Below are 22179 nucleotides of genomic sequence, written 5' to 3'. Positions count from 1 at the left end.
TCCCCGGAACCGTGCACGGGAGACCCCCATTTTCTCTTGTGCACGGTCCGGCGGAATCCATGGTGAATTCCGCTTCCGTGTTTTCCGGGAAACGTCGGTCAGTGCTTTTTCGACAGAACAGGATGGGGACGTGTTTGATCACATCGCGGACGCGATGAAGCAGCCGGATGTGGTCCGGCTGGACCGCAACATGTATGTCCTGCGCTTCGAGATGATGAAGATCTACTCGGCGCTCGAAGCCGTCCGGCACCTCCTGGCGACCGGCGTCGTCCAGCCCGGCGACACGCTCATGGACAGCTCCAGCGGCACCTACGGATACTCGCTCGCACTGGCCTGCCACAAGTACGGCATGAAGTGCCGCATCGTCTGCTCGACCAAGCTCGACGACCACGTGCGCCGGCAGTTCGAGATGCTCGGCGCCCAGGTCGACCGGGTCGAGATCCCCCCGGGGCCGATGGTCGACAAGATGGACCAGGGCGCCCGGCTCAGGCGCGTCGCCCAGATCCTCGACACCGAGCACAACGTCCACTGGATGCAGCAGTACCACGACGAGGTGCACTACCTCGGCTACCGCGAGTGCGCCGAGATGCTGCAGAAGGAGTTCGGCGGCGAGCCCCTCACCCTCGTCGGCGGCGTCGGCACCGGCGCCTCCACCGGCGGCCTGACCACCTACCTGCGCGAACTCAACGACGACGTCGAACTCGTGGGCGTCCAGCCCTTCGAGAGCGTCACCTTCGGCAGCGACCCCGTCGAGGACCCGGTCGCCAGCATCTCCGGCATCGGCAGCCCCATCGTCATGCGCAACGTGCGCTACGAGCTCTACGACCGGGTGCACTGGGTCGGCTACGACAGCGCGGTCACCGCCACGACCGACCTGTTCCGCCGGCACGCCCTCTACGCCGGGATGTCCTCGGGCTGCAACTACCTCGCCGCCCGCTGGGAGGCCGCCCGCGACCCCGGCCGCCCCTGCCTCTTCATCGCCGCGGACACCGGACACCGCTACACCGACACCGTCTACTCCCGGCCCCAGGGCGAGGCGCGCGTCGAGGAACTGGCGCCCCGGTGCATCGACTCCCTGGACCAACTGGCCTTCCCCTGGTCGGTCATGGACTGGGGCCGCCGGCCCTTCCACCCCGTCAGCAAGGAGAACCCCTCGTGAACACGCCCTCGGGCCGGAACCTCATCGCCCTGGAGTGGCTGCAGTTCGGACTGGGCCGGCTCGTGACCGCGGCCGCGGAAGAGGGACTGACCGTCCACCTCCTGACCTGTGACCGGCCGGAGTACACGCACGAGATGTCCACGCTGGACAGCCCCCACCTGGTCGTCCACGACGTGAACACCCACGACGTGGCGGAGGTCGTCGCCACGATCCGGGGGATCGGCGACGTGGCGGGCCTGATCAGCACCACCGACACCTGGAGCCTGGTCTCCCTCGCCGTCCGCGAGGAACTGGGCCTCGCCGGACAGGACCCCGCCTGCGTACGCCTGGTCCGCGACAAGACCCGGCTGCGCCGGCGCCTGTACGAGCACGGGCTCTCCCGCGCCGACGGCTCCCCCCTCGCCGCCGGGGACGACGCCGCCGCCGTCGCCGCCCGGGTCGGCCTGCCCCTGATCGTCAAGGACGGCGCCGGCACGGGCAGCAAGCACGTCTGGATGGCCTGTACCCCCGACGAGCTCACCACCGTGCTGCACGAGGCCCGGCGCTCCACGCTGCGCGGACAACTGACCGTCGAGCCCTACTTCCTGGGACCGCTCTACAGCGTCGAGACCCTCACCTGGGAGGGCCGCACCCGGGTGCTCGGCGTCAGCAGCCGCGTCCTCTCCGCGCCCCCCGTCTTCCGCGAGGAGGCGCTCGCCTTCCCCGTCGCGCTGCCCCCGGCCCTGGCGGCGGACGCCGAGCAGTGGATCGAGCAGGTCCTCAAGGCCGTCGGGTACACCGAGGGCTTCGCCCACACCGAGTTCATCCTGACCGACGACGGCTTCGAGGTCGTCGAGATCAACCCCCGGCTCGGCGGCGGCCTGGTCGGCGAGGAGATCTCGCGGACCATGGGCGTCAACCTCTACGAGACGTTCGTCGACCTCGCGCTGCGCCGGCGCCCCGCCCTCATGGACGCCCCGCTCACCCCCCGCCACGCCGCCGCCCACGCACGGCTCTACGCCCCGCGCACGGGCGTCTTCCTCGAGTGCCGGGGACAGGAGATGCTGGCCGGCCACCCGGGCGCCCCCGCCCTCTACGCGGCGATGCCCCCCGGCGCCACCGTGCGCACCGTCACCCACCAGGACGGCTGCGTCGCCGTGGTGTTCGCCACGGGCGCCACCTCCGAACTCGCCCTGCAGAACGTGCTGTCCGCCGCCGGCGAACTGCGCGTACGGATGGAGGGCGACCGTGTCTGAGCGCGCCCCCCACCTCCTCGTCCTCAGCGGCTGGGCCGGAGTCGTGGAGACGGCCCTGTCCCTGGGCTTCGACGTCAGCTTCATCGGCAACACCGCCGACTTCTCCCCGCAGGACATGGACGTCCTCGGCCGCTGCCGGTACGTGCGGGCGATCCCCGCCGAGCAGGTCGTCGCCTGCCTGGAGGCCGCCCACCACATCCACGACCGGCATCCGCTCGACGCCAGCATCTCGTTCGGCGAGTTCGGCATGGAGAGCTCCGCCGTCATCGCCGACGCCCTCGGCATCCGGGGCATCCCCCTGGCCTCCGTCGCGGCCACCCGTTACAAGGACCGGATGCGCGACATCCTCGCCGACCACCCGCACCTCGCGCTCGGCTGGGCCCGGGTCGAGAGCGCCGAGGACCTGGAGAAGTTCCACGCCCGCTACGGGCTCCCGCTGATCGTCAAGCCCGTCGCCGGCTCCGGAAGCGTCGGCGTACGCCAGCTCACCACCCCCGACGAACTGCGGCACACGCTCGACGACGCCCGCTTCTGGCTCCAGGGCTCCTACCTGGCCGAGGAGCTCGTCGAGGGCGACGAGCTCTACAGCGTCGAGACCGTGACCCTCGACGGCCGGCACGCCATCGCCGGGATCTCGCTGTGCCGCCTCGCCCGCCACCCCAACATCGCGATCACCGAGATCACGGTGCCGCCGCCGGCCCCCTACGACCGCCACACCGAGAACATCAGCCGCACGGTACGGGCCTTCCTCGACGCCATCGGGCACACCTGGGGACTGACCCACACCGAGGTCAAGGTGGCCCCCGACGGGCGACCGGTGATCATCGAGTCCCAGACCCGCATCGGCGGCTACCGCATCTTCAAGATGGTCGAACACGCCGGCGGCGTCGACGAGATCGCCACCGTCCTGCGCAGCCTGCTGCCCGGGGGCGAGAGCGTGACCTCGCCCCACCTGCCGCCGACCACCGCGGTGGGCATGGTCGTCTCGCTCATCCCGCCGTCGAAGCGGGTCCGCCGCACCGCCGACGCCGAACTCCTGCGCGCCGTCGAGGGAGTGGAGGACTTCGAGATCGCCATCCGGCCCGGCGAGATACCGCTGCCCGTCGCCGCCAACACCAAGCGGCCCGGGCTGATCTGGCTGCGCGTGGCGGACCACGCCGCGGCGGAGCGGACGAAGCGGGAGATCACGCGCACGTACTGGGTCGAGTTCGAGGACGGCGATGTCTGGCACCCGTCGTTCTGAGCTCTGGGCGGGGCTGGCCGGCCTCCCCCTGAGCCTGCGCTTCCTGCTCGCCACCTCCTTCTTCATGCCGCTCGCCAGCTTCATGGTCCTGCCCTTCCTGGCCATCCTGCTGCACGAGCGCCTGGGGATGTCGATGGGCTTCGTCGGGCTGCTGCTGGGCGCGACGTCCATCCTGCAGTTCTCCGGTGCCCTCGGCGGCGGCCTCGTCGCCGAGCGGATCGGCCTCAAGAAGGCCATGCTCATCGGGCTCACCATCCGTACCGGCGGCTTCGCCCTGTTCACGGCGGGCCTGTCCGCGCCGAAGCTGGCCGTCGCCGCGGTGCTGCTCACCGCCTGCGGCGACGCCCTGTACTCGCCCGCCAACAAGGCCTACCTCGTGGGCCAAGTGGCCGACGAACACCGACCGGTGCTGCTGTCGGTGAACAACTCGGCCCTGAGCACCGGGATGGCCCTGGGCACCCTGGTCTCCGGGCTGCTCATCGTGCGGATGCCGTTCCTGGTGTTCGCGGTGGTGACCGTGATGTTCACGGCGCTGACGCTGATGCACGCGGTGATGCTGCCGCGGGACGGCGCCGCCGCACCCACCGGCGAGGACCGCAAGGGCGACTGGGTGAAGGCGTTCCTCACCCCGCCCGCCCTGGTCGCCCTGATGACCGCCTACATCTTCTGGTTCTTCCAGAACTACCTGGGCGTCTTCATCACCTCCGGCCACCCGACGTTCGTCTACAGCCTGGCCCTCGTGCTCAACAGCGCGCTGGTCATCCTCGGACAGCCCCCGGCCGCGCGGTGGATCGGCCAGGTGCGCTACTCCACCGCCGCCCTCATCGCCTTCCCCGCCCTCGTCCTCGGGCTGCTGGCCTTCTCCCAGCCCGGGGTGCTCTTCATCCTCGTGGGCACAGTGCTCATCAGCGTCGGCGAGGGCGTCATCTTCCTCAAGAACGAGCTCGAGGCCCTCCGGGCCGTCCCCGGCCGCCCGACGCTCGCCATCGGCAGCCAGCGCCTGGCGCTGGGCATCGGCTCCTTCACCAGCGGAGTCGTCGGCGGCCAGCTGTACGCGTTCGCCCAGTCCGACGGCGGTGCCGAGGACTTCTGGCTCTACGCCGCCCTGCAGGGCCTGCTCGCCGCGGCCCTCGTCGTCCTGGTGACCCGCGCCCGCCCGGCCCGCCGCCGGGCCGCCGTCCCGGCGCTCACCGAAACCCCGTCCGAGTGGAGTGGACCGTGACCCAGACCGCCGACCTCCCCGTGACCGCCCCCCGGGCCGGCCACCCCGACGCGGCCCCCGCCTACCGGGAACCCTCCGTCAGCGGCCCCCTCCCCGGGCCGCGCAGCGCCGAACTCCTCGACCGGCAGAGCCGGCGCGAGTCCAACGCCCGCACCTACCCGCGCAAGCTGCCCATCGCCATCCGGCGCGGGGCGGGCAGCTTCGTCGAGGACCTCGACGGCAACGTCTTCCTGGACTTCCTCACCGGGGCCGGGGTCCTCTCGCTGGGCCACAACCCGCCCGAGCCGCTCGCCGCGGCCCACCGCCAGCTCGACGAACTCGTCCACGGCCTGGACTTCCCCACGCCGGTCAAGGACGAGTTCACCGACCTGACGCTCGGCATGCTCCCCGACGCGATGCGCGACCGCACGAAGATCCACTTCTGTGGGCCGACCGGGGCCAACGCCGTCGAGGCGGCCCTGAAGCTGTGCAAGACGGCCACCGGCCGCGAAGAGGTGATCTCCTTCCAGGGCGGCTTCCACGGCAGCACCCTGGCCACCCTCTCCGTGACCGGACTCGTCGAGCAGAAGGCCCCCGTCCGCGGCCGCATGCCCGGGGTGCACTTCTTCCCGTACTCCAGCTGCCACCGCTGCCCGCTGGGCATGGAACGGGGCTCGTGCGCCGTCAACTGCGCCGGCTACCTCGAGCGTTCCCTCACCGACCCCAACGGCGGCATCCCGCTCCCGGCCGCGGTCATCCTGGAACTCGTCCAGGGCGAAGGCGGAGTGATTCCGGCCGACAAGGAGTTCGTCCGGCGCCTGCGCGAGATCACCCGCGCCCTGGACATCCCGCTGATCGTCGACGAGGTCCAGAGCGGCTGCGGCCGCACCGGAACCTGGTTCGCCTTCGAGCAGTACGGCATCGAGCCCGACGTCGTCGTCGCCTCCAAGGCCCTGTCCGGCCTGGGCCTGCCGGCCGCGGTCATCCTCTACGACGAGCGGCTGGACGTCTGGCTGCCCGGATCGCACAGCGGCACCTTCCGCGGCAACCAGGCCGCGTTCGCCGCCGGCGTGGCGACCATGAAGGTCGTCCGGCGCGACGGCGTCCTGGCCAACGTACGCGCCCGCGCCGAACAGCTCATGCGCCACCTCCAGGGCCTGCGCGAGGTGACCGACCGCGTCCTGGACGTCCGCGGCCTGGGCCTCATGGCCGGCGTGGAGCTCGCCGACCCCGCCACCGGCCGCCCCGCCTGCGCCCTGGCCCTGCGCGTCCAGAAAGAGGCCCTGCGGCGCGGGCTGATCCTCGAGCTGGGCGGCCGCGACGACGGCGTGGTGCGCCTGCTGCCGCCCCTGAACTGCACCGCCGAAGAGATCGACATCGCCGGACGGATCCTGCACCAGGCCCTCGCCGCCGCCCTCACCACCGAAACGCCCCACGGAAACGGCTGAGCCCATGGACCAGCTCACGGACACCGGCCGGACAAGCCCGGCCACCAACCCCCCGCCCGTGGCCGGGCTGCGCCTGGCGATCAGCCTCTTCTTCGCCCTCGACGGCTTCCTGTTCGCCGGATGGGTCGTGCGCATCCCCGCCATCAAGGAACAGATCGACGCCTCGGCCGGGGCGCTCGGGCTGGCCCTGCTGGGGGTGTCGGTGGGCTCGGTCACCACGATGCTGCTGACCGGGCGGCTGTGCCGGCGCTACGGCAACCACCCGGTGACGGTGGTGACGGCGGCCCTGCTGTCGCTGTCGATCGCCCTGCCCCCGCTGACCCACTCCGCCCTGCAACTCGGCCTCGTCCTCCTGCTCTTCGGCGCCGCCTACGGAGGGCTCAACGTCGCCTTCAACGCGGCGGCCGTGGACCTGGCCGAGGCCGTCCGCCGCCCGATCCTCCCCTCGTTCCACGCCGCCTTCAGCGCGGGCGGACTGGTGGGCGCCGGCCTCGGCGGAATCCTCGCCCCGCACCTGGGCCCACTGCCGCACCTGCTGCTCCTGACGGCGATCGGACTCCTCGTCACCGCCGGCGCGGGCCGCGTACTGCTGCGCACGCCCGCACCCACGGCCGGCGGCGGCCCGCACCGCGACCGGGCAGGCGCGGCGCCGGGCCGCGGCCGGCCGCCGGCGGGCCGGGTGCGGCTGTTCGTCACCGTCTACGGACTGATCACGCTGTGCACGGCCTACGGCGAGGGCGCACTGGCCGACTGGGGCTCGCTGCACCTGAGCGAGGACCTCCACACCGGACCGGGCGTGGCCGCGGCCGGGTACGCCATGTTCGCCCTGCTGATGACCCTCACCCGGGCGTCGGGCACCTGGCTCCTGGAACGCCTCGGCGACACCCCCGTCCTGGTCGCCGGCGGCCTCCTCGCGGCGGCGGGCATGCTGCTGGGCGCCCTGGCCCCGAACCTGTGGCTGGTCTTCCTGGGCTACGGGCTGACCGGACTGGGACTGGCCAACGTCTTCCCCATCGCGGTCGGCAGCGCCGGTTCCCTCGGCGGCTCCCAGGGCGTCGCGGTGGCCTCGACCCTCGGCTACACCGGCATCCTGCTCGGCCCGCCGTCCATCGGGTTCCTCACCGAGGGCTTCGGGCTGCCGACGGCCCTGACCACGATCGCCGCGCTGGCCGCCGTCGCGGCGCTGCTCGGCCACCTGATCCACCGCGGCCGGACCCGGGCCGCGGCCTGACCGCCCGGCACCCCGCCCACGCGAGCGCGACGCACACCGCGCCACGAACGAAGGAGGCCGCATGGCCGTCAAAGGATGCATGTTCGACTTCTCCAGCACGCTCTTCCACCTCGAGGACGCGGAGAGCTGGCTGCGCGCCGTCGCCGGGGACGCCCACCTGGCCGTCGGCGAGGACGACGTGCTCCTGTGGGCCGGGCGGCTGCGGGACTTCGGCGCCGTCCCCGGCGGCCCCGCCCCCACGGACGCCGGCCCCGAGCTGATGCGCCTGTGGCAGGAGCGGGACCTGGACGTCGTACGGCACCGGGCCGCGTACACCGGACTCCTGCGCGCCGCCGGGCTGCCCTGGCCCGAGCTGATCGACGCCCTCTACGAGCGCCACATGACCGCCCCCGCCTGGCAGCCCTACCCGGACACCCGGGAGGTGCTGAGCACGCTCCACGGCAACGGCGTGGGCGTGGTCGTCGTGAGCAACATCGGCTACGACCTGCGGCCCATCTTCCGCCACCACGGCATGGACGCCTACGTCGACGCCTTCGTGCTCTCCTTCGAGCACGAGATCCAAAAGCCCGACCCGCGCCTGTTCCGGATCGCCTACGACCACCTGGGCCTCAGCGGCGCGGACGTGGCGATGGTCGGCGACGACCGCGTGGCCGACGCCGGCGCGGCCGCCCTGGGCTCGCCCGTCCACTTCGTGGACCCCCTGCCCGTCACCGAGCGGCCCGACGCCCTGCGCCGGCTCCTGCCGCACCTGCTGTGACAGAGCGGGTGCCCGCCCGCACCCGCCCCGGACCCCCGGGCCACCACCAGAACGGATGGGAAAGAAGGACATGCCCCTCACCCCCAGCGAGACCGCCCCCCGCATCGCCCTGGTCGGCGCCACCGGTGCCGTCGGCACCACCTTGATCGAGCTCATCGAGGAGCGCGGCTTCCCCTACCGGGAGATCCACCTCGTCGCCTCCGCACGCTCGGCCGGCCGCGAACTGACCGTCGACGGCCGCTCCTGCACGGTGGCGGCCCTGGACACCTTCGACTTCTCCACCGTCGACCTCGCCTTCTTCTCCGCGGGCGGCTCGGTCAGCAGGAAGTGGGCGCCCTCGGCCGTGGCGCAGGGGGCCCTGGTCATCGACAACACCAACGCCTTCCGGATGGACCCCGCCACGCCCCTGGTCGTCCCGCAGGTCAACGCGCACGAACTCGACCGGCGCCCGGACAGCGGCATCATCGCCAACCCCAACTGCTCCACCATCCCCCTGGTACGGCTCCTGCGGCCCATCGAGGACCGGTGGGGCATCCGGCAGGCCGTGGTGAGCACCTATCAGGCCGCCTCCGGACGCGGCCACTCGGGCATAGCCGAGCTGCACGAGGCCAGCCGCGTCACCCTGGACAACCCCGGGGGCCAGGCCCCCGCCGAGGAGTTCACCCCCACCCTCGCCTTCAACGTCATCCCCTTCATCGACGAGCTGCTGGAGAGCGGATTCACCCTGGAGGAGCAGAAGATGCTCCAGGAGTCCCGCAAGATCCTCGGCGTTCCCCACCTCGACGTGACCACCACCTGCGTCCGCGTCCCCGTGGTCAACAGCCACTCCGAAGCCGCCTGGATCGAGTGCGCCGACGTCGTCGACCGCGACGAGCTCGTCCGGCTGCTCGCCGCGCAGAGCGAGGTCACCGTCCACGACCGGGACGCCATCGGCGGCTTTCCCACCCCGCGCACCGCCGGCGACCCCGACCACGTCCACGTCGGCCGCATCCGCGTCGCCCCGCACAACCCCCGCGGCTTCTGGCTGTGGCTCGTCTCCGACAACCTGCGCATCGGCGCGGCCCTGAACGCCATCCAGATCGCCGAAGCCCTCACCGAGCGGGGGGTGCTGTGAGCCGCGCCGTACCCGCCGTCCCGGCCGTGCCCGCCGTGCTGAAGTTCGGCGGTTCGAGCTTCGCCTCTCCCGACGCCTACGGGGAGCTGGCCCGGTCCCTGTCCGCGCGCGTCGAGGCCGAGGGACGGCCGCTGGCCGTCGTGGTCAGCGCCATGCCGGGGGAGACCGAGAAGCTGCGCGGACGGCTGCACGAGGTCGACCCCCACCCCTCGGACGACCGCGTGGCCGGCCTGCTCACCCTCGCCGACACCGTCAGCGCCCACCTGCTCACCGCGGCCCTGCACCGCCTCGGCCGGTCCGCCACCGTGCTGGCCGGGCACGAGAGCGGATTCACCACCGACGAGACCTTCATGTGGGCCCGGCTGGAGCACATCGACCCCGACCCCCTGTGGTACGCGCTCGCCCGGCACGACGTGGTCGTCGTCCCCGGCGGGCAGGCCGTCGACGGCCGCGGCCGGCCCACCTGGCTCGGCAAGAACAGCTCCGACCTGTCGGCGGTCGCCGTGGCCGTCGCCCTCGGCGCCGGCCACTGCGAGATCCACTCCGACGTCGAGGGCATCCACAGCTGCGACCCCAACAAGGTCACCGGCACCCGGTTGCTGGAGCACGTCTCCTACGAGGACGCCGCCACCATGTCCCGGCAGGGCGCCAAGGTGCTGCACCGCCGTTCCGTACGCCTCGCCGAACAGCACGGCGTCACCATCGTCTGCCGGCACAACAAGGAGCCGTTCACCACCGGCACCCTCATCGGCGGCACGGGCGCCCGGGCCGACGCGGTGGTCCTCAACCTCCGCTCCACCGTGCTCGGCTACCCCGACCACACGGCGGCCGACCGGGCCCACCAGGCCTTCCGCGCCGACGGAGTGGACGCCGTCCGGCTGGAGGACGGCCCGCACGTCGCGGTCATCGGCGGCTACGTGGACCAGGAGGAGACCCAGCGCCGCCACGGCCTCGTCCCCGGACGGGCCGTCGGCATCCCCGTGACCGAGATCAGGGGCGGCCGCCCGGTCGTCCACATCGCCGCCGACGAGGACGAGGCGGTACGGCTCGCCCAGAAGCTCCACGACAACCTCGCCGTCCCCGCCTCCACCACCGCCCTTTCGACCCTCTGACTGCAGCAGGAGTACGCACGTGACTGCCTCCGCCTCCGCGGTTGCCGCGGACCCCACCCTCATCGGGATCGACCTGCCGGACGACGTCCGCGACCGCCTCGGCGCGGAACTGGCCGCCGCCCCCGACCCGGCGCGCGACATCGACTGGTCGATGGCCCGCTACCTGCAGATCTTCGCCCAGCTGCCCACCGGGACCCTCCAGCGGATCCTGGACTTCGGCCGGCACCCCGACACCCCCGGCGTCGGCTACGTCCGCAACGCGCCCGTCGACGAGCACCTGCCCGCGACCCCGGGCGACGGCAACCCCAGCCCGGACAAGAAGACCTTCGTGGCCGAGGGAGTGCTGCTCGGACTGAGCGGCCTGCTCGGGGAGCCGGTCGGCTTCACCACCGAGAAGAACGGCCGGCTGGTGCACGACGTCATCCCCGTCGAGGGCGGCGCCATGACCCAGACCAACCAGGGGTCCTCCGTCTTCCTCAACTTCCACAACGACATCGTCCACGACGAGCGGGGCCGCTACGACCTCGCCAGCCCCGACTTCCTCGTCCTCAGCTGCCTGCGCGCCGACCACGACGGAGTGGCCGGCACGTACTACGCCGACGCCCGTGACATCTGCCGCGCCGTCGACGAGCGGACCCTGCGCACGCTGCGCAGCCCCGTCTTCCGCATGAACGCCCCCGGCAGCTACGTCCGTGACGTCGCGGGCGGGGCCGAGGTGCTCTCCGAGCCCGTACCCATGATCAGCGGCCCCGAGGCCTGCCCCGAGGTCTCCGCGGCCGCCAACGGCGTCCACGCGATGACCGACGAGGCGCGGTCCGCCCTCGACCGCCTCCAGGCCGCCTGCCGGGAAGTCGCCCACGAGGTGTTCCTGCGCCCCGGAGAGGCACTGCTGATCAACAACCGCAAGGGCCTGCACGCCCGTTCGCGGTTCACCGCGCGCTACGACGGGCAGGATCGCTGGCTGCAGCGGACCTATGTGCGCCGCAACCAGTGGGACATCCGCTACCGGGCCACCCCCGGCATCCGGCGCCTCCACTGACCTCCACGTCCTGGCAGTCCCCCTACGACCCCCCCTTCACCCCCATGCGAGGCCGACGCCCATGACCAACGTCGCAGTGATCAACTACGGCCCCAAGCTCGACTACCCCGCCATGTTCCCCGACGCGGCCGGGCACCTGCAGGTCTTCAGCCACCACGAGCTGCGGAACACCGAAGGCCTGGGCCGATACGAATACGTCAAGGACTGCGAGGCCGTCCCGTACGCCGAACTGATGATCCGCCGGCTGGCGCGCGAGAAGCCGTTCACCCACATCATCACGGACAACGAGTACGACCTCGAACGCTGCGCCCGCATGCGGGAGGACCTCGGCATCCCCGGCCAGTCCTCGGCCAGCGCCCTGTCCTTCCGCGACAAGGTGGTCATGAAGGAGGTCGCGAGCCGCACCGTCGCCACGGCCCGCTTCGCCCGCCTCGAGGCGTTCACCGACCTCACCGACTTCATCGAGGAATGCGACTACCCGGTCGTCGTCAAGCCGGTGAAGCAGGGCGGTTCGCGCGACATCGTCGTCCTGCGGGGCGAGGACGACCTCCTCGCCTTCAGCCGCCGGCTCTGGCGCGAGGACCTCATGGTCGAGGAGTTCATCGAGGGGCAGATGTACCACGTCGACGCGGTGCTGGCCGACGGCTACCGCTTCGTGGCCTCCTCCCGCTATCTGCGCAGCTGCCTCGGGGTCTTCTCCGGCCACAACAACGGCTCCCTGCAGCTGCGGCCGGAGGAGAAGTTCGCCCGCAGGCTCGAGGAGTTCTTCGACCGCGTCCTCGAAGCCTTCGACACCCCCGAGGCCAGCGCGTACCACCTCGAGGTGTTCCACACCCCCGAGGACGAGCTGGTGCTGTGCGAGATCGCCTCGCGCGTCGGCGGCGACCGCATCCCCGCCCTCACCCGCGCCACCTATGGCGTGGACCTGCACACCGCCGTGCTGCGCCAGTCGTGCGGCCTGCCCGTCGACCCGCCGCCGGCCGAGCCCCCGGCCGAGGTGCACGGCTCGGTCTCCATCCTGCCGCAGGGCCGCCCGGTGCGGGCGCCCGGCAGGCCGCCGTTCGACTGGGTGCACCACTACGAGGTGAACGAGCAGCTCGCGCCCGACGCGGTGACGTTCTACAGCGCGTCGCACCTGTGCTTCGTCATCGTGCGCGGCGCCGACAGCGCACAGGTGGAGGAGCGCCTGTACGAGGCGGAGGCCTGGCTCATGGAGAACCTGGAAGAGATCCCGGCCTCCTGACGCCCCTTCTGACGCCCCTTCTTTGACTGAGAAAGGTGAGTTCGTTGCCCTACAAAATCCTGGTCCTGGTGTCGGAAGCGTACAAATTCAAGCTCGACAACCACTCGATCATCCCCAGCGCCCTGTACCGCGAGGGCCATGAGGTGTACATCGGCGACATCGACACGCTCTGCGTGCACGACTCCGTCGTCGTGTGCGACCGGATGAAGCTGTCCGAGGAATTCACCGCCGGCGGCGACTTCCCGACGCTGAGCGAGTCCTATGCCTCCGCCGAGGACTTCGACCTGGTGTGGGCGCTGGCGGGCACGCACCCCGAGGCGAAGACCGACTACTTCCAGCTGCTGTGGCTGCTCAACCAGCGGGTGCCGTTCGTCAACGACGCCTCCGCGCTGTTCTACCTCAATTCGAAGATCAACCTCGGTGCCATCGTGCCTGCCGAGCACCTGCCCGTGTCGTACGTCTCGAACGACTACGACGTCCTGAACGGGCTCGTCGAGTCCGACACCGACCGCTCCTGGGTCGTCAAGCCGACCAACGAGGGCTGCGGCGCGGACGTCTACGTCGTCAACGGAAAGGACCGCAACAGCTCGGCGCTGCTGAGCTCCGCGACCGGCAACGCCAACTCCCGCTACGTCAGTTACGGCCGCGACATCATCGGCATGGCCAAGCGCTACGCCGCGGTCCAGGAGTACATCCCCAACATCCGCACCAACGAGAAGCGCGTGATCCTCGCGGGCGACACTCCCGTGTCCGGCTTTCTCCGCTTCCCCCGCGAGAACGACAACCGCGCCAACGCCACCGTCGGCGCCCGGTACGAGCCGCTCGAACTCACCCCGGAGGAGGACGAGTTCGTCCGCCGCCTCGGAAAGCAGATGATGGGCTACGGCATTTTCTACGTGGGCATCGACCTCGCCTTCCCGTACGTGATCGAGGTCAACATGGAGAATCCGGGCGGCCTGAACTACCACCAGCGCGCCACCGGAGAGGACCGGTCCTCCGAGGCCGTCAATACGGTACTGGCCGCCCTGCGCACCGCCGGAAAGCTGCGGTAGGGGCCCGCAGGCAAATCCCGGGAAACGCGGGGCCCGGCCCTTACGGTGGGCGCATGGTCTCGGGCGTGGTGCTGGCGTTCTGTGCGGCGATCTGCATGGGCGCGGCGACGGTTCTGCAGGCGATGGGGGCCCGCAGGACCGCCGCCGGAGCGCTGATGCCGGCCCTGCGCCAGTGGCCGTTCCTGGCCGGCGTCGCCCTGGACACCCTGGGCTTCGTGGCCGAGCTGGCGGCCCTGCGCTCGGTACCGCTGTTCGTGGTGGAGGCGGCGCTGGCCTCGTCCCTGGCGGTCACCGCGGTGGTCGGGGCGGCCGTCCTGGGCATCAGACTGCGCCCCGCGGAGTGGTGCGCCGTCGCCGCGGTCTGCGCCGGCCTCGCCCTCCTGGCGATCGCCGCGGGCCGCGAGGGCAGGGGCACCGGCGACGAACAGCTGCGCCTGGTCGCCCTCGGCGCCTCCCTCGCCCTGGCCCTGCTGGGCCGGGCGGCCACCCACCGCGTCCACCACCACCGCGCGGCCCTCCTGGGCGGCCTGGCGGGCCTGAGCTTCGGCCTGGTCGCCGTAGCCGTCCGCCTCCTGCCGGACCTCGCCCTCCCCGCGATCCTCACCGCCCCGACCACCTACGCCGTGGTCGTCTCCGGCCTCGGCGGCTACCTCCTGCTGATCGAGGCCCTGCGCTCCGGCTCGGTCACGGCGGCCACGGCGGCCATGGTGATCGGCGAAACCGTCTGGCCCGCCCTCTTCGGCGTCCTCTGGCTCGGCGACACCACCCGCCCCGGCTTCGCCCCCCTGGCCGCCACGGGCTTCGCGGCCTCGATCGCGGGGGCGCTGGCGTTGGCACGGTTCGGGGAGGCGGAGGGGTAGCGACCCGCGTCGGCGCGTTCGGCCGGATGACCCGCTGGGGCACCCGGCCGACGGAGTCATGACACGGCGGAACGCGGGCGGCGCTCGAGCTGCGTCAGATGGGTGACCACGGCCGCGTAGAAGCGGTCCACGGCGTCGTCGACGCTGCGGATGAAGCCGGACTCGGCGCTGCCCCGCGTGCTTCCCATGCTCTTGAACAGCGACAGCCGGAAGCCGGCTATCCGGGCGCCGTCCTTAGGCAGGAGGTCGGCCGGTTCGGGACGCAGCCGTTCCAGGGTGCCGCGCGGTCCGCTCGCGCCCTCGACCAGGGTTTCGACGTGGAGATCAGCCGGTGCTTCGGCGAGCTGACGGATCAGGCGCTTGGCCCAGGCGAGGGGATAGCCCTGCTCGGGTGCCGGCACCTCGACCGACGTCCGCAGCCTTCCCGTGCGCAGGTCGGCGGTGACGGCGAGGACGCCGGGCGTGCCGTCGATACGCAGCGCGGCGGACAGCCGGCCCTCCTCGCACAGCCGGTCGGCGAGCTCGGCGCGTCGGGAGTGCGGGTCGGTGCCGCGCTTGGCGCGCTGGACGGGCAGGACCTTCTGGCCGATCTCACCGCCCAGCCGCAGGCAGACCTGCCGGATGAGCCGTTCCCAGCTTTCGACGACATCCACCGCCCGCTGGTCACCCTGGCAGAGCGTTTCCGCGTCGATGCTGTTGCGCACCGGCACCCAGGCGGGGCCCATGTTCTGGAAGCCGTGGCAGCCGGAGTTCTCGTGCTGGAGGTAATGGAGCAACTCCTGCAGCAACCAGGCATGCGTGGCATTGCCGACGCCCTCGTGCCGTATCAGCATTTGCGCCTGGTGGGCCACTTCCACCCAGGACAGGTGCCACAGCGTGACCTTGTGCTTGCGGCGGCCGTCGATCTTCACCTCGACCAGCGGACTGCCCTCCAGGGCCACGTCGTTGGACAAGGTGATGACGGCTTCGTAGCCCCGTCGGGCGGCTATGTCCATGTAGCCCTGGATCTGCTCGGACTTGAGCGCGTTGCCGTTCGTCTTCGTCTCGACCAGCGCCGTCCACAGCTTGCCCGCACGCTCCACCCGGATCACACCGTCCGGACGCAGGGGGGAGTCGCCGTGCGGCAGCGAGACCTCGGTGAACGTCTGCATGCGGCCTGCGGGTGCGCCGAAGGCCGCGGTGAGCCGGCGTCCGAACTCCGGTACCTGTGCCATCACCGACAGGAGGACGGAGGTGGCCCGCATCTCGCGTTCCCGGTCGCTCTTGAGCGACGGAACGGGGAAGAGCCGGGCTTCCTTCCAGGAGTCGTTCTCGGCGAGTGTCTTCTTGGCCGCCTTCGGCAGCGTGATCTTCTTCTTGGCCGTACGGGGGCCGCGGGCCCGTGGTGTTGTCGGTGCGGTCCCGGCGTCCTGACCAGCTGCCGGTTCGGAAGCGGCCTGTGCCGGTGCGGCGTCCGCCGCCAGGAGCTGCTTCGCCTCGGCCTCTTGCGGTGTGGGCTGCGCCGTGAGGTCGTCGGCGACTTGCTCGTCGCTCTCCTCGACGACGTTGATGCCGAAGTCCGTCGCCAGGCCCGCCAGGCCGCTGCGATACCCCTGCCCGACCGCCCGGAACTTCCACTCCGCGGCCCTGCGGTAGAGCTCGCCGAAAATGAAGGCGGTCTCCGCGCCGGCGTCGTGGATGGAGAAGCCGAGCAACGTCTCGCCGGTCCGGTCGGCGATCGTCATCCGCAGGTCGTCCAAATCGCCGAAGCGGGCACCGCCGTACTGGCTCGCCGCTATGACGATGCGCTCCACATCCTGCGGCACGGCGGTCAGGTCGAGGCTGATCCGGTCTTCGCTGCCGTTGGCGGTCGGCGTCTTGCCCAGAAGCTGGACGCTGCCGTCGGGCGAGGCCGGGTTGTTGTAGAAGAAGAAGTCCTCGTCGCCGCGTACCTTGCCGTTGTCGTCCAGCAGCAGCACCGACACGTCCGCGTCGCCGTCCCCGTCCGCGCTGCTCCAACTCAGGCTCACGATCACGGCTCCGGCGTCCTCGCTCAGCGCTGCCAGGCCGACGTTGGCTCCCTTGGTCATCTCATGCATGGATCCCCCCAGATGCGCAGCCGCCTCGGCGCGCGGGCGGGCGGCTGTCACGTGATGAACTGAGATGCGGCGCTAGTCCGTCCGCATGAGGGGAACCCTAGCGTCGCAGGGGGTGCCAGCGGCCGGAACGCTTGAAGAAAGTGCCGGTCAAGCGCGCGGGCGTGGCCGGTGGGGGAGGGGCGTGTGGGCCCCAGGCCTCACCGGCCGGGTGCTCGGCGGGTGGTCTGGGTTGGGGTCAGCCGAAGAAGACCGACGAGATGGTGTTGTCGAAGCCGATGGTGGCCAGGTCCGCGACGTCGCCGTTGACGACCTTGGACTTGCCCTTGCAATTGGCCTCGGACCAGATCTTGAGGGTTCCGGTGGTGGTGAGGGAGGAGGCGACGTCGTCGCGGAAGACGTTCTGGCAGCCCTTGCCCGCCAGGCCCTGGGCGCCGTTGTCCGCGAAGTTCTTGTCGTCGAAGAGGACCACGCTGCTGGCCGGTGACGCCGGCGGGCGGCCGGCCTCGGAGGCGGGCGGGCGGTTGGCGGAGCCCTGGCCGGCCTTCTTGCCGTCGGGTGTCACGCCGAACCATGTGCCGCCGACGCCCTGGCCGTTGGTGTCACCGGGCCTGGTGTCCTTGCTGAACCGGTAGACCGGCCAGCCCCCTACGGTGACCTGGTGCGTACCGTCGGCCCGCTTGATCACGCCCACCGCGGACTTCTTCACCCCCTCGGTGAAGATCTTGCTGCCGGGCGCGACGAGCACCGGCGGCCACGTGGTCGCGCAGGCGCCGTCGCAGGTGGACTTCGAGGGTGAGGCGGTGTCCTTGTCGAAGCGGTAGAGGGTGAACCCGGCCCCGTTGACGACGACGGGGTTCAGCGCGCCCGCCTTCGACGCGGAGAGCTGGACCCATGAGCGGGCCGCGGGCGTCGAGGCCTGTGCGCCCGCGGCGGTGGCCCAGTCGCCGGTGCCGGCCTGGGCGCCGTGCTGCTTGGCGGAGCCGCTGAGGAAGGTCAGGTCGCCCACGCCCGCCCGGTCGCCCTCCCCGGCGACGGCCTTGGCGCCGGGGCCGGACGCGGCGGGCGACGAGGTGGCACCGCCACTGCCTGCGGCGTCGTCGTTCGAGCCGCACGCCGTCAGCGTGAGGGCGCCGGCCGCGGCGAGGGCGGCCACTACGGCAACGCGCTTGTGAAACATGGTTTCCCCCAGGTCATTCGGTCCCGGTCGGCCGGGACGGTCGCCAGGGGGTACGGCGACCGGTCGTCGGTGGACTCAGCCCGTTGCCGGTCCGAGACGAAACGCAGACATGTTCGGAACAATGCCGATCGGTTCCGGCCAGCCGCCGTCAGGAGTTCATGTGCCGGCCCACGACCAGTCCGCTACCTCCGGCATGTCGGTGCCGTGCTCCCGGATCCAGGCGTGGTGGCGGGTGCGGGCGTCCTCCATGGCCTGGCGTACGGGCGCGGCGCGGACGGCGAGGGTGGGGACGCGGTCGATGACGTCCATGACGAGGCGGTAGCGGTCGAGGTCGTTGCGGACGACCATGTCGAAGGGCGTGGTCGTGGTGCCGATCTCCTTGTAGCCGCGTACGTGCAGGTGGGCGTGGCCGGTGCGGCGGTAGGCGAGGCGGTGGATGAGCCAGGGGTAGCCGTGGTAGGCGAAGATCACCGGCTTGTCGGGGGTGAACAGGGCGTCGTATTCGGCGTCGGTCATGCCATGGGGGTGTTCGCCGGCCGGCAGGAGCCGGGCCAGGTCGACGACGTTGACGACGCGCAGGGTGAGGTCCGGCAGGTGCCGGCGGACGAGCTGGGCGGCGGCCAGGACCTCCTGGGTGGGGACGTCGCCCGCGCAGGCGAGGACGACGTCGGGTTCCCGGCCGCCGTTCTCGGTGCCGGCCCAGGGCCAGATGCCGGCGCCGCGGGCGCAGTGGGCGCGGGCCCGGTCCAGGTCGAGCCAGTCGAAGCAGGGCTGCTTGCCGGCGACGATGACGTTGACGTAGTCGCGGCTGCGCAGCGCGTGGTCGGCGACGGACAGCAGGGTGTTGGCGTCCGGCGGCAGATAGACCCGTACGGCTTCGGGGCTCTTGTTGAGGATGTGGTCGATGAAGCCGGGGTCCTGGTGGGAGAAGCCGTTGTGGTCCTGACGCCAGACGTGGGAGGTGAGGAGGTAGTTGAGGGAGGCGATGGGACGGCGCCAGGGCAGCCGGCGGGAGACGCGCAGCCATTTGACGTGCTGGTTGACCATGGAGTCGACGATGTGCACGAACGCCTCGTAGCAGGAGAACAGGCCGTGCCGGCCGGTGAGGAGGTATCCCTCCAGCCAGCCCTGGCAGGTGTGCTCGGAGAGGATCTCCATGACGCGTCCGTGCCGGTCGAGGTGCTCGTCGGTGGTGAGGGTCGTGGCCTGCCAGGCCTTGCCGCTGGCCCGGTAGACGGCCTGGAGGCGGTTGGAGGCGGTCTCGTCCGGGCCGACGAGCCGGAAGTCGCGGCGCTCGCCGGTCGCCTCCATGACGTTCTCGAGCAGCCCGCCCAGGACGGCGGTGGGCTCGTGCAGGCTCGCGCCGGGCTTGTCGACCGGCACGGCGAAGCGCTCCAGCGGCGGAAGCGGCAGGTCGCGCAGCAGCAGACCGCCGTTGGCGTGCGGCGTCGCCCCCAGCCTGCGGGCGCCGTCCGGAACGCAGGCCAGCACCTCGGGCCGCGGCCGGCCCTGCTCGTCGAAGAGCCCTTCCGGCCGGTACGAGCGCAGCCACGCCTCCAGCTGGCGCAGGTGCTCGGGATTGTCGCGCACGGCCGCCAGCGGCACCTGATGGGCGCGCCACGTGCCCTCGACCGGGAGACCGTCGACCTCTCGGGGCCCGGTCCAGCCTTTGGGCGTACGCAGCACGATCACGGGCCAGCGCGGGCGCTCGGTGACATCGGCCCGCCGGGCGGCGCGCTGGATGCCGGCGATGCGGTCCAGGGCCGTGTCCAGGGCGGCGGCCATCGCCCGGTGGACGGTTCCCGGGTCGTCGCCCGTCACGTGCAGGGGTTCGTGGCCGTAGCCGCGCAGCAGCTCGTCCAGCTCGGCCTCGGGGAGGCGGGCGAGGACCGCCGGGTTGGCGATCTTGTAGCCGTTGAGGTGGAGGATCGGCAGGACGGCGCCGTCGTGGACCGGGTCGAGGAACTTGTTGGAGTGCCAGGACGTCGCCAGCGGACCGGTCTCGGCCTCTCCGTCGCCGACGACGCAGGCGACGAGGAGGCCGGGGTTGTCGAAGGCGGCCCCGTAGGCGTGGGAGAGGGAGTAGCCCAGCTCCCCGCCCTCGTGGATCGAGCCGGGCGTCTCGGGAGCGACGTGGCTGGGCACGCCGCCGGGGAAGGAGAACTGCCGGAACAGCCGCTCCATGCCCGCCGCGTCCCTGCTGACGTCGGGGTACGTCTCGGAGTACGACCCCTCCAGCCAGGAGTTCGCCAGCACCGCCGGCCCGCCGTGCCCGGGACCCCAGACGCACAGGGCGTCCAGCCCCCGCGCCTTGATGACCCGGTTGAGGTGGGTGTGGACGAGGTTGAGGCCGGGCGAGGTGCCCCAGTGGCCGAGCAGGCGGGGCTTGATGTGCTCGGGGTGGAGCGGCTGCGTCAGCAGGGGGTTGGCGAGCAGGTAGATCTGCCCCACGGCCAAGTAGTTCGCGGCACGCCAGTGGGCGTCCAGCTCCCGCAGCTCCTCGTCGGTGAGACCGGTGGCCGAGGCCCGGGCCGGTGTCGTGACGTCCCGCATGACTGCCTCCGCAACGCTCGGGGACCGTTTCCGCGACCTGATGCGCGGCTCCGCAGTCACCACGCCTTCCCGCTGGCCGTCGCTTCACCCCAGCCTGCCCCGGCCGTGGTCCCGCCGCCAGGGGACCGACGGGGCCCGACGGGGGACCGATGGGCCCCGGCCGTCGTGCGCGGGCGGGGCGGGGGCGGGAGACTCGTCGGTGCCGGGCGGTACGGGGCCCGGACGGACCCGATGGAAGGGCCATGGACCTGGAGAGCGTGACCGACGAGCTCTTCCGGCTGCGGCCGGAGGAGTTCACGGCCGCCCGCGACCGGCGGGCGGCCGAGGCCGTACGGGCCGGCGACCGGGAACTGGCCCGCCGCGTCAAGGCGCTGCGCCGGCCCACGCTCGCGGCGTGGGTGAGCAATCTCCTGGCACGGGAGAGACCGGACGAGGCCGGTGCGCTGATCAGCCTCGGCGAGGGGCTGCGGGACGCCCACCGGACCCTGGACGGCGGTCGGCTGCGTGAGCTCGGCCGCGCACAGAGGACCCTCGTGGCCTCCCTCTCCCGGCAGGCCGGCCTGCTCGCGGACGAGGCCGGGCACCCCGTCGGCGAGGACGTGCTGCGCGAGGTCGAGGAGACCCTCCACGCCGTCCTGGCGGATCCCGGTGCGGCACAGGAGTGGGCCACCGGCCGGCTGACCAGACCACTGGCGGCGGTGACCGGTTTCCCCGGGCTGGCCCCGGACGCCGCGGACCGCCTCGCGGCGCCGCCCACGCCCTCCGCACCCGGGCCGGCGCGCGAGCGGGGCGGCGGGGCACGTGTCACCGATCTGGCCGAGGCCCGCGAACGCCGTCGGCGCGAACAGCGGCGGGAAGGCCTCGACCGTGCGCGACGGAAGGCGGAGCGGGCCGGTGAGGAACTGCGCGCCCGCGAGGAGGAACTGACCCGCGTCAGGGCGGAGGCGGAACGGGCGGAGGAAGCCGAGGGCGCGGCGCGGCAGCGGCTGGAGGAACTGGCCGCCGAGGTGGCCGCCGCCGAGGACCGCGGGCGTGCCGCCCGCGAGGCCGTGCGCGAGGTCCACGTCCGGCTGCGCGGGGCGGACCGTGCGTGGCAGGCGGCACGGCGCGCGGCCGAGACGGCGGAGGCGGAGGCCAGGGCCGCGGCGGAGGCGGACGACGACGGGGGCTGAGCCGGTGCCCCCGGCCGGGCCGTGTCCGGCGGATCAGTGCCGCCCGTGGCCGCCGCGCGGGGAGAAGTGAGCCCCGGCCCCGCCCTTTCTCCCCCAGCTACCGCTGGGAGGTGCCCCCAGTTTCCCGGGGCTCCGCCCCGGACCCCGGTCCTCAAGCGCCGGACGGGCTGAAATTCGCGGCGCCGGCTCAGGCCGCATCGGCGTCACGGCCCGAGTCGCCGGGCGGGGGCGGCTCGCGCGACGGCGGGCCGGGCACGGCACGCAGGTGCCGGACGGGCAGCGCGTGCCGTGGCCTGCCGGATCCTTTCTTCAGTAGGCGCTCCTCGTACTGGTCCAGCGCGAGCACCAGGCACAGCAGCGCGGGGGGCAGGAGGAGGGCGACAGCGATCACGGGGGCTCCCTTCGGGAACGGACGCGGTACCGGAGAGCCCCCGGAGTGAGCCAAGACCCGCCGGTCGGCCGTAGTCGCAGCCTCCCGCGGCGTCGCCAGGTCGTGCCTGCTCGG

Annotated in this window: 18 protein-coding genes; 14 read left to right on the top strand and 4 right to left on the bottom strand. The window is 72.2% G+C overall.

Annotation, left to right across the window (positions count from 1 at the left end):
• The first annotated feature begins 130 nt into the window (after positions 1 to 130).
• The 13 genes from AB0G59_RS21280 (at position 131) to AB0G59_RS21220 (ending at position 14694) form a co-directional block, all read left to right on the top strand.
• Entirely contained in the window at positions 131 to 1159 is a 1029-nt protein-coding gene (locus AB0G59_RS21280) for a pyridoxal-phosphate dependent enzyme (protein WP_360913781.1), read from the top strand.
• The gene (locus AB0G59_RS21275) at positions 1156 to 2394 is read left to right on the top strand and encodes an ATP-grasp domain-containing protein (protein ID WP_360913779.1); all 1239 of its coding nucleotides are present in this window, start codon (positions 1156 to 1158) and stop codon (positions 2392 to 2394) included. Before AB0G59_RS21280 ends, AB0G59_RS21275 begins: the two co-directional genes overlap by 4 nt.
• Positions 2387 to 3637 carry an ATP-grasp domain-containing protein gene (locus AB0G59_RS21270; protein ID WP_360913777.1) on the top strand — a complete coding sequence of 417 codons (1251 nt, stop codon included), beginning with the start codon at positions 2387 to 2389 and terminating at the stop codon, positions 3635 to 3637. Before AB0G59_RS21275 ends, AB0G59_RS21270 begins: the two co-directional genes overlap by 8 nt.
• Positions 3615 to 4859 carry an MFS transporter gene (locus AB0G59_RS21265; RefSeq protein WP_360913775.1) on the top strand — a complete coding sequence of 415 codons (1245 nt, stop codon included), beginning with the start codon at positions 3615 to 3617 and terminating at the stop codon, positions 4857 to 4859. The genes AB0G59_RS21270 and AB0G59_RS21265 overlap by 23 nt, the downstream gene beginning before the upstream one ends.
• On the top strand, positions 4856 to 6286 hold the full coding sequence (locus tag AB0G59_RS21260; protein ID WP_360913773.1) for a diaminobutyrate--2-oxoglutarate transaminase family protein: 1431 nt from the start codon (positions 4856 to 4858) through the stop codon (positions 6284 to 6286). Before AB0G59_RS21265 ends, AB0G59_RS21260 begins: the two co-directional genes overlap by 4 nt.
• A 4-nt stretch (positions 6287 to 6290) precedes the next feature.
• A complete protein-coding gene (locus tag AB0G59_RS21255) occupies positions 6291 to 7517 on the top strand; it encodes an MFS transporter (RefSeq protein ID WP_360913770.1) in 1227 nt (408 codons plus the stop codon).
• Between the two features lie 61 nt (positions 7518 to 7578).
• Positions 7579 to 8274, top strand: a complete 696-nt coding sequence (locus tag AB0G59_RS21250) for an HAD-IA family hydrolase (RefSeq protein ID WP_360913767.1) — start codon at positions 7579 to 7581, stop codon at positions 8272 to 8274.
• A 70-nt stretch (positions 8275 to 8344) separates the two neighbouring features.
• The gene (locus tag AB0G59_RS21245; protein ID WP_360913765.1) at positions 8345 to 9388 is read left to right on the top strand and encodes an aspartate-semialdehyde dehydrogenase; all 1044 of its coding nucleotides are present in this window, start codon (positions 8345 to 8347) and stop codon (positions 9386 to 9388) included.
• On the top strand, positions 9385 to 10500 hold the full coding sequence (locus tag AB0G59_RS21240; protein WP_360913763.1) for an aspartate kinase: 1116 nt from the start codon (positions 9385 to 9387) through the stop codon (positions 10498 to 10500). The genes AB0G59_RS21245 and AB0G59_RS21240 overlap by 4 nt, the downstream gene beginning before the upstream one ends.
• A gap of 19 nt (positions 10501 to 10519) precedes the next feature.
• A complete protein-coding gene (locus AB0G59_RS21235) occupies positions 10520 to 11539 on the top strand; it encodes a TauD/TfdA family dioxygenase (RefSeq protein ID WP_360913761.1) in 1020 nt (339 codons plus the stop codon).
• A 61-nt stretch (positions 11540 to 11600) separates the two neighbouring features.
• Positions 11601 to 12782 carry a hypothetical protein gene (locus tag AB0G59_RS21230; protein ID WP_360913759.1) on the top strand — a complete coding sequence of 394 codons (1182 nt, stop codon included), beginning with the start codon at positions 11601 to 11603 and terminating at the stop codon, positions 12780 to 12782.
• A 44-nt stretch (positions 12783 to 12826) separates the two neighbouring features.
• The gene (locus AB0G59_RS21225; RefSeq protein ID WP_071966284.1) at positions 12827 to 13834 is read left to right on the top strand and encodes a glutathione synthase; all 1008 of its coding nucleotides are present in this window, start codon (positions 12827 to 12829) and stop codon (positions 13832 to 13834) included.
• A 53-nt stretch (positions 13835 to 13887) separates the two neighbouring features.
• The gene (locus AB0G59_RS21220; protein ID WP_360913756.1) at positions 13888 to 14694 is read left to right on the top strand and encodes a hypothetical protein; all 807 of its coding nucleotides are present in this window, start codon (positions 13888 to 13890) and stop codon (positions 14692 to 14694) included.
• A 56-nt stretch (positions 14695 to 14750) separates the two neighbouring features.
• Here AB0G59_RS21220 and AB0G59_RS21215 read toward each other — a convergent pair whose 3' ends face one another.
• The 3 genes from AB0G59_RS21215 to AB0G59_RS21205 all read right to left on the bottom strand — a co-directional run bounded on the left by AB0G59_RS21215 (position 14751) and on the right by AB0G59_RS21205 (position 20502).
• Entirely contained in the window at positions 14751 to 16763 is a 2013-nt protein-coding gene (locus AB0G59_RS21215; RefSeq protein WP_360913754.1) for a TerD family protein, read from the bottom strand.
• A gap of 244 nt (positions 16764 to 17007) precedes the next feature.
• Positions 17008 to 17949 (bottom strand): hypothetical protein, encoded by a 942-nt coding sequence (locus AB0G59_RS21210; RefSeq protein ID WP_360913752.1) that lies wholly within the window; start codon positions 17947 to 17949, stop codon positions 17008 to 17010.
• Between the two features lie 156 nt (positions 17950 to 18105).
• On the bottom strand, positions 18106 to 20502 hold the full coding sequence (locus AB0G59_RS21205) for a phosphoketolase family protein (protein WP_360913750.1): 2397 nt from the start codon (positions 20500 to 20502) through the stop codon (positions 18106 to 18108).
• Positions 20503 to 20744: 242 nt separating this feature from the next.
• On the opposite strand from AB0G59_RS21205, the gene AB0G59_RS21200 reads away from it, so the two are divergent.
• Positions 20745 to 21674 (top strand): hypothetical protein, encoded by a 930-nt coding sequence (locus AB0G59_RS21200; RefSeq protein ID WP_360913748.1) that lies wholly within the window; start codon positions 20745 to 20747, stop codon positions 21672 to 21674.
• A 187-nt stretch (positions 21675 to 21861) separates the two neighbouring features.
• Here the strand turns inward: AB0G59_RS21200 and AB0G59_RS21195 are convergent, their stop codons facing one another.
• Positions 21862 to 22065: a hypothetical protein gene (locus AB0G59_RS21195; RefSeq protein WP_360913746.1), complete on the bottom strand. Its 204-nt coding sequence runs from the start codon at positions 22063 to 22065 to the stop codon at positions 21862 to 21864.
• Between the last annotated feature and the right edge of the window lie 114 nt (positions 22066 to 22179).

The sequence above is a fragment of the Streptomyces sp. NPDC021096 genome (assembly GCF_040641275.1).
In the GTDB taxonomy this organism is placed as follows: domain Bacteria; phylum Actinomycetota; class Actinomycetes; order Streptomycetales; family Streptomycetaceae; genus Streptomyces.
Note: the sequence above shows the minus strand (reverse complement) of the source record. Positions and strands in the feature narration are given on the sequence as shown.